The 7,388-nt window shown below is 32.1% G+C and carries 6 protein-coding genes and 1 pseudogene; 4 read left to right on the top strand and 3 right to left on the bottom strand.

The features are described from left to right. On the top strand, positions 1-2,445 hold a 2,445-nt coding region (locus PHC28_RS13025; protein WP_300101270.1), incomplete at its 5' end, for a T9SS type B sorting domain-containing protein. 8 nt (positions 2,446-2,453) lie between these two features. On the opposite strand, the gene PHC28_RS13020 is transcribed toward PHC28_RS13025, so the two are convergent. After that, positions 2,454-3,737: an MFS transporter gene (locus PHC28_RS13020; RefSeq protein ID WP_300101267.1), complete on the bottom strand. Its 1,284-nt coding sequence runs from the start codon at positions 3,735-3,737 to the stop codon at positions 2,454-2,456. Positions 3,738-4,015: 278 nt separating this feature from the next. Between PHC28_RS13020 and bshC the strand changes: the two genes are divergently transcribed. Beyond that, positions 4,016-5,632, top strand: coding sequence for a bacillithiol biosynthesis cysteine-adding enzyme BshC (bshC, locus tag PHC28_RS13015; RefSeq protein ID WP_300101264.1), 1,617 nt, complete (start codon positions 4,016-4,018; stop codon positions 5,630-5,632). A 99-nt stretch (positions 5,633-5,731) separates the two neighbouring features. Beyond that, the gene (locus PHC28_RS13010; protein ID WP_300101261.1) at positions 5,732-6,151 is read left to right on the top strand and encodes a nucleoside-diphosphate kinase; all 420 of its coding nucleotides are present in this window, start codon (positions 5,732-5,734) and stop codon (positions 6,149-6,151) included. Positions 6,152-6,238: 87 nt separating this feature from the next. Here PHC28_RS13010 and PHC28_RS13005 read toward each other — a convergent pair whose 3' ends face one another. Both PHC28_RS13005 and PHC28_RS13000 read right to left on the bottom strand, forming a co-directional pair. After that, positions 6,239-6,535, bottom strand: coding sequence for a DUF721 domain-containing protein (locus PHC28_RS13005; RefSeq protein WP_300101257.1), 297 nt, complete (start codon positions 6,533-6,535; stop codon positions 6,239-6,241). Next, positions 6,516-6,959, bottom strand: coding sequence for a lipocalin family protein (locus PHC28_RS13000; RefSeq protein WP_300101253.1), 444 nt, complete (start codon positions 6,957-6,959; stop codon positions 6,516-6,518). The genes PHC28_RS13005 and PHC28_RS13000 overlap by 20 nt, the downstream gene beginning before the upstream one ends. A gap of 151 nt (positions 6,960-7,110) precedes the next feature. On the opposite strand from PHC28_RS13000, the pseudogene PHC28_RS12995 reads away from it, so the two are divergent. Further along, positions 7,111-7,388 (top strand): annotated as a pseudogene (locus PHC28_RS12995) (serine hydrolase); the annotation flags it as partial.

The following is a 7,388-nucleotide window of genomic DNA, read 5'->3' as shown; positions in this document are numbered from 1 at the left end:
TATTTCATAAAATTAAAAAATAGTGCAGGTTGTATTTCCTCAGCAAATTCAGTAGTTATTAGTCCTGCAACTCTTTTACCTGCTCCAACTTATTCAAGTGTGCAACCAAGTTGTAAATCAGAAACTGGAACAAATATCAATATAAAAATTGAAACCTCTGCAGCTGAATATAGTATTGATAATGGTGTCACTTGGACAACTAATCCATTTTTCGATAATCTACAAGGTGGTACAGATTACTACCTTAAAATTAAAGATGCTTCAGGATGCTTATCCAACAGCCAATTTGTTCACACTAATGCACAAAACGTAACACCAAATCCACCATTAATAACAATCAGTCAGCCTACAAGCTGTAACTCATCAACTGGTTTCATAACCGTTAATACAACAGCCTTGCAGTATAGTTTTGATAATGGAATAACTTGGAGTAACAATCCTATTTCATCAGCTTTATCGATGGGAACCTATTCAGTTAGAACAAGAGGAAATAGTAATAGTTGCCCTTCAGAAGCAACAACAGCAATAATAAATGCTCCACCAAATATTCCTGCAAGTCCAACTATAACTATAAACCAACCTATTAGTTGTGTTAGCCCTTTTGGTTCTATTAATGTTACTAGTTCAGCCTTTCAATACAGCTTTGACGATGGTATCACATATTCTACCAACCCTAATTCAGCATTACTAACTGCGGGAACCTATCTAGTAAAGGTAAAAAACAGTTCAAATTGCGAGTCAACTAGTGTTTCAGCAACAATTATTCCTCCAACAGATTATCCGCTGGCTCCAACATTTACAATTTTGCAACCCGATTGTTCTAATCCAAAAGGAAAAATAACTATTACTTCTACTGCTTCAGAATACAGTTTTGATAACGGACTAACTTGGATTACATCCTCTTCCTCGGGCTATTTAAACTCAGGCAATTATTTAGTAAAAATCAAAAATGCAAATGGATGTAGTTCCAATGCTTCAACTGCATCGGTTATACCATTTACCAATTTTCCACAATCACCAACGGCAATTTCCCCACAAATCTTTTGTATCCAACAAAATGAAACAATAAGTTCTATTGCAGTTACTGGTCAAAATATAAAATGGTATGATGCTCCTGCCAATGGAAATGAATTAGTAAACACAACTTTACTACAAAATGGAATTACCTATTATGCATCACAAACTATAAATGGTTGTGAAGGTTTGAGAAAACCGATTCTAGTAAATATTCAAAATACAGTTAGCCCAACTGCTATACCACAACAAAGTTTTTGCACCAGCCAAAATCCAACTTTAAATACTATTGCAGTTTCTGGATCCAATATAAAATGGTATGATAGTCCTTCTATTGGAAATATTTTGGCAAATACAACTCCTTTACAAAATGGAATAACTTACTATGCTTCACAAACTATAAACGGATGTGAAAGCCAATCGAGATTTGCTATTTCGGTTTCACTTATAACCACTTTACCTGTAAGCAACTATAAAGAATTAATTTGTGATGATTTGAATGACGGCTCTGAAATTGTTGATTTGAGTAATTACAATGCTAATTTAACTACAAATTCAGGCAATTATAATTTCTCTTACTACAATTCAATTTCTGGTGCTGAAAATGAAACACCAAGTGCTGAAATAAGTGATTTTTCAACCTACAAATTGAATTTAGGAGACAATTATATTTATGTTCGCATCAATTCAAATACTCCTTGTTATGCAGTAGCCGAATTGAAATTGACTCTGTTATCCAAACCAATTATTACCATTCAAGATATTGTTCCCATTTGCGAAAATAATTCCATCACAATCGATGCAGGTCCAGGTTTCGATAATTATTTATGGTCCAACGGAGAAATAACCCAATCGATAATTGTCGATAATCCAGGTGATTTTTCAGTAACAGTAACCAATGATTATGAAACTATTTCTTGCTCAAGTACAAAAAATTTCAAGGTAAAGATTTCTAACAAGCCAACTATCAATTCAATAGAAACCAAAGATTGGACGGATAACGATAATATAATAACTATTTTTACCACTGAAGATGGAGAATTCGAATATTCTATAGACGGCATAAATTACCAAGAAAGCAATGTGTTTTCGGGTCTGATTAGTGGGAAATATACAGTCATAGTTAGAGATAAAAATGGTTGTGGTACTACTCCTTCATATGAAGTCTATTTATTAATGTATCCAAAATTCTTTACCCCAAACGGTGATGGATATAATGATACTTGGAAAATAAAATTTTCAGAACTTGAAGAAGGTTTGACCGTAAAAATATTCGACCGTTATGGAAAACTAATCAAAACTTTAGCTACCAACACTAGCGAATGGAACGGAACCTATAATGGAGCTGAACTTCCTGCAACTGATTATTGGTTTGTTGTAACAAGAGCAAATGGCAAAGAATACAAAGGTCATTTTAGTTTAAAAAGATAAAAACTTTATCAAAACTGATGTTCTTTTTTGCTAATTACCAAAAGTGCCAAGAATGAAATTAAGGCAGCAAAAGATAAATAATAACCAACAAAGGCAATCCCATATTGAGTCGCTAACCAAATAGCAATAAGAGGTGCAAAAGATGCACCAAGTATTCCCGCTAAATTAAAGGTCAATGAAGCTCCTGAATATCTAACTTCTGTTGGGAATAACTCAGACAAAAAAGTTCCTAGTGGTCCATAAGTCAATCCCATTAATCCCATTCCCAAACAGATAAAAGTAGTAATTAAAAAAGTACTCCCCGAATCCATAAAATAAGAGAAGCTAAGTCCAAAAAATCCTATTGCAGCAGAAACTAATAACAAAATCAATCTACGTCCTAAACGATCTGCCAAAACTGCCGAAAGTGGAATCCCTATTACAAAAAACAAAATGGCAAAAAGTTCAATGATTAAAAAATCACGACGACTAAACCCTAGATGTGATGTTGCCCAACTCAAACTAAAAACGGTCATTAAATAAAACGTCACAAAAGTGGCAACAGCAGCAAAAGTGCCAAAAATCAATTCCCTTTTAAAGGATTTTAAGATAGATAGCAAAGGGATTTTTACTTCCTTTTTTGTTTCTTTTGCATTGACAAATGATGGTGTCTCGGTGATTTTCAATCGGATATAAAAACCAATTCCAACCAATAATGAACTGGCAATAAATGGAATTCTCCATCCGTATTCAAAAAATTGTTCGTTAGTTAATAGGTCGCTCAACAAAAGAAAAGTTCCGCCAGAAAGCAACAAACCAATGGGAGCTCCCAATTGTGGAAACATTCCATACCAAGCACGTTTTCCAGATGGTGCATTTTCGATTGCCAACAAAACAGCTCCACCCCACTCTCCACCTAAACCTAATCCTTGACCAAAACGACAGAGCATTAATAACAAGGGAGCCAAAATTCCTATACTTTCATATGTAGGTAAAAGACCAATGGCAACAGTAGAAATTCCCATCGTTAATAAGGCAACGACTAAAGTGGTTTTCCTTCCGATTTTATCACCATAATGTCCAAAAACAGCTGAACCAATGGGACGAGCAAAAAAAGCAATTGAAAAAGTGGCGAGAGATTCTATTATAGAAGCAGTAGGATTCGAACCAGGGAAAAATAATTTAGGAAAGACCAAAACAGCTGCATTTGCATAAATGTAAAAATCAAAAAACTCGATTGTAGTTCCTATTAAACTACCAAAAAGTACGTGTTTTAATGAATTCACCTTATCAGGATTAGAATGTTTTTTCATAAGAGTATTGTAATATTTCGATAAAAATGATGTTAATTTTCAAAACTAACAAATATTTTAGGATATTCGCTTTTAAAAAAGAAAAATAAAGTCGCCACGAATTTTACGAATGAACACGAATTTTGACACTCACTTTTTACAAAATAAAATTAGTGTTAATTTATTTTTATTCTTTATGAATTTGTGCTAATTCGTGTCTAAAAAATTTTAAAAGCGAATGCCCTGCAAATATTTAGTTCCAATAATTTTTGGTATTTTTACTCCAAAAAAAATTAATTATGCCAACTGACTGTATTAGCTATCAAAATTCAGGTTATTTCTCAACTTTGATGAATGATTATTTGCACCAAAAATCTAATTTGCAGTCGCTTTACAATCGTTATCCAAGTATTGAAAATTTTGAAGAACAAATTCAGGAAAAACAAAAGAATTTCAATGGAAATGGCAATGACAATTTCAATGGCAATTCAAAAAGAGAAATACTAGTCTCCGTTTTAGAAAAACAATATGCACAAATAAATATTTCAACTGAAACATTAAACAATATTAAACTTTTAAATCATTCGAATACTTTCACTGTCACAACAGGACATCAATTAAATTTATTCACTGGACCTTTGTATTTTTTGTACAAAATCATTTCTACAATCAAATTAACCACTGAATTAAAATCAAAATATCCTAGCAATAACTTTGTTCCAATTTATTGGATGGCGACTGAAGATCACGATTTTGAAGAAATTAATTATTTTAATTTCAAAGGGCGAAAGTTTCGTTGGAACAAAGAAAGTTCTGGACCAGTAGGAAGATTATCCACAGAAGGATTATCCGATTTTTTTGAAGTTTACTCCCAAGAATTGGGCTCTGGAATAAATGCCAAAACTATCAAAACCCTTTTTCAGGAATCCTATTTGAAGCATTCTAATTTGGCAGAAGCAACTCGTTTTTTGGCAAATGAACTTTTTGGAAAATACGGATTAATCATTCTTGATGCAGACAACCAAGAATTAAAAAAAACATTTATACCTTATATTAAAGAGGAACTGCTAAACCAAACTTCTTATAAAAAAGTTCTTGAAACTGCAGAAAGACTCAAAAATTACACCCTCCAAGTCAATCCTCGTGAAATTAATTTATTTTATATAGAAGATAATTTGAGGGAACGTATTCTTCTTGAAAAAGGAAAATATAAAATAAACAATACAAAAATTGAGTTCACTGAAAGCGAAATTTTAGAACTATTAGCAACTCATCCAGAAAAATTCAGTCCGAATGTAATTATGCGTCCGTTATATCAGGAAGTAATTTTGCCTAATTTATGTTATATCGGCGGAGGTGGAGAAATTGCTTATTGGTTGGAACTGAAATCAATGTTTGCAGTTGCAAAAGTAACTTTTCCTATACTTTTGCTCAGAAATTCAGCTCTTTTAGCAACAGGAAAACAAATTAAAAAAGCAAACAAATTAGGCTTATCGTGGGCCGATTTATTTTCGAAACAAGACGAATTAATTAATAATAAGGTGAAATCATTAGACGATTTTCCCATTGATTTATCGATTCAAAAAGATTTTCTAAAAACCCAATTTCATTACCTACATTCTTTAGCCAAAAAAACGGACATCTCATTTGCAGGAGCTGTAAAAGCACAGGAAGCAAAACAAATAAAAGGATTAGACACCCTCGAAAAACGTTTATTGAAAGCTCAAAAAAGAAAATTCGAAAATGAATTAGAACGAATCACTGAACTACAAAATGAATTGTTCCCTAATAAAAGCTTACAAGAACGCCAAGCTAATTTTTCTGATTTTTATTTAGAATATGGAGAATCATTTATTGACAAACTATTTTTAGAACTTCAGCCTTTGAAATCTAATTTTAATATTATATCCCTATAAAAATTACAATTTTACTAAAAATCACCAATAAATTAGTCAATTATAGATTCTATTCATAAAAAAATAGGTTATTTTTGCACCCAATTAAAAAACAAAAAAATGGCAACAAATAGAACTTTTACAATGATTAAACCTGATGCGGTTGCTAACGGACACATCGGAAATATATTGGCAATGATTACAAATGCTGGTTTCAAAATCGTTTCATTGAAATTAACACAATTAACTGTTGCAGATGCACAAGCATTTTATGCTGTTCACGCAGCAAGACCTTTTTACGGAGAATTAGTAGAATTTATGTCTCGCGGTCCAATAGTTGCAGCAATTCTAGAAAAAGAAAATGCAGTTGAAGATTTCAGAACTTTAATTGGCGCAACAAACCCTGCTGAAGCTGCTGAAGGAACAATTCGTAAAGCATATGCAACTTCTATTGGTGAAAACGCAGTTCACGGTTCGGACAGTGATGAAAATGCAACCATCGAAGGTGCTTTCCATTTTGCTGGAAGAGAACAATTCTAGAATTTAAAATTCTTATAAAAACAGAAAATCCAGTTTCAAAAAATTGAAACTGGATTTTTTTATTTACTCCACTGAAATATAAAATTACTACCTCAAAACAACATCCTTTATTACATCACGACGCAATTCCTCATTGATCATAGTGACAATTTTAGTTTTTCCGTGACTCAATTCTTCTCTCAAAACTGCCGAAGAAAGCTCAACATATAAAGTACTTCCTTTCAAAACAACATTTTTTGTGTAATAATTAACTCCATTTCCCATTAAATTTTTCCAAGCTTCTTTCACATCTATCTGATCCATTCCCGGTTGAAGCTTATTAACTTGGATAATTTGCTTTAAAACATCACCAACAGTACTTTGATTATTTAGTCTTTTTGCCATTATCTATACTATTTATTGCTGATGCTTTTTTATAATGATATTCCTTATTTTCGACATTTTTCAAAACTAATTCATCCTTTGAAATAGCAATTAATTCCTCAGTCCATTTTGCATAATCAGTAGAATAATCAAGAAAAACATTGTCTTTTCCGAAACGTACTTTTACATTTTCATAGGTGTCATTTACAATAAAAGTACCATCGAGTTGAGGCATTACTTTCTTCCTAAAACCAGTGTTGTTCTTATTAATTTGAAAATAATCATAAGTCTGATTTATAGTGTAATCCTTGTCTTTACCTTCGTCAAAAACTACTTTTTTTATTTCCCAATATCCATTAATTTTTGATATATCAGAAGGCTTTATCTTTTGCTGACAAGAGACAAAAAGAAGAGAAACGAATAAAATTTTAGCTATATTCTGCATATATATTTTAAGGAACAGAGTTTTATGTTTAAAAAAGATATTTTTTGTTTCACAAAGTTAAGCTTCTTAAACATAAGAAACCAAAAAATAAATTACTCCCATTAAACTATTTTATATAATTTTGGTCAAAGGAGAACAGAACTCTATTACTATGTCGAAAACAATCTTCAGCTTCTTAATTGTGCTATTGTTTATCAGTTGTAATTCTGATAACACTTCTCCTACTCCATCTGAATCTATATATTTTCCTCCTTTAATTGGAGATAATTGGGAAACCAAATCGTTTGCAGATTTAGGATGGACGCAATCTGAAGTCCAACCGCTTCTAGATTATTTAGCACTCAAAAACTCCAAAGGCTTCATCATTCTTGTTAACGGCAGAATAGTTATGGAAAATTATTTCAACGGACATTCTGCCTCAACTCCTTG

Source organism: Flavobacterium sp. (assembly GCF_028712645.1).
GTDB lineage: Bacteria > Bacteroidota > Bacteroidia > Flavobacteriales > Flavobacteriaceae > Flavobacterium.
Note: the sequence above shows the minus strand (reverse complement) of the source record. Positions and strands in the feature narration are given on the sequence as shown.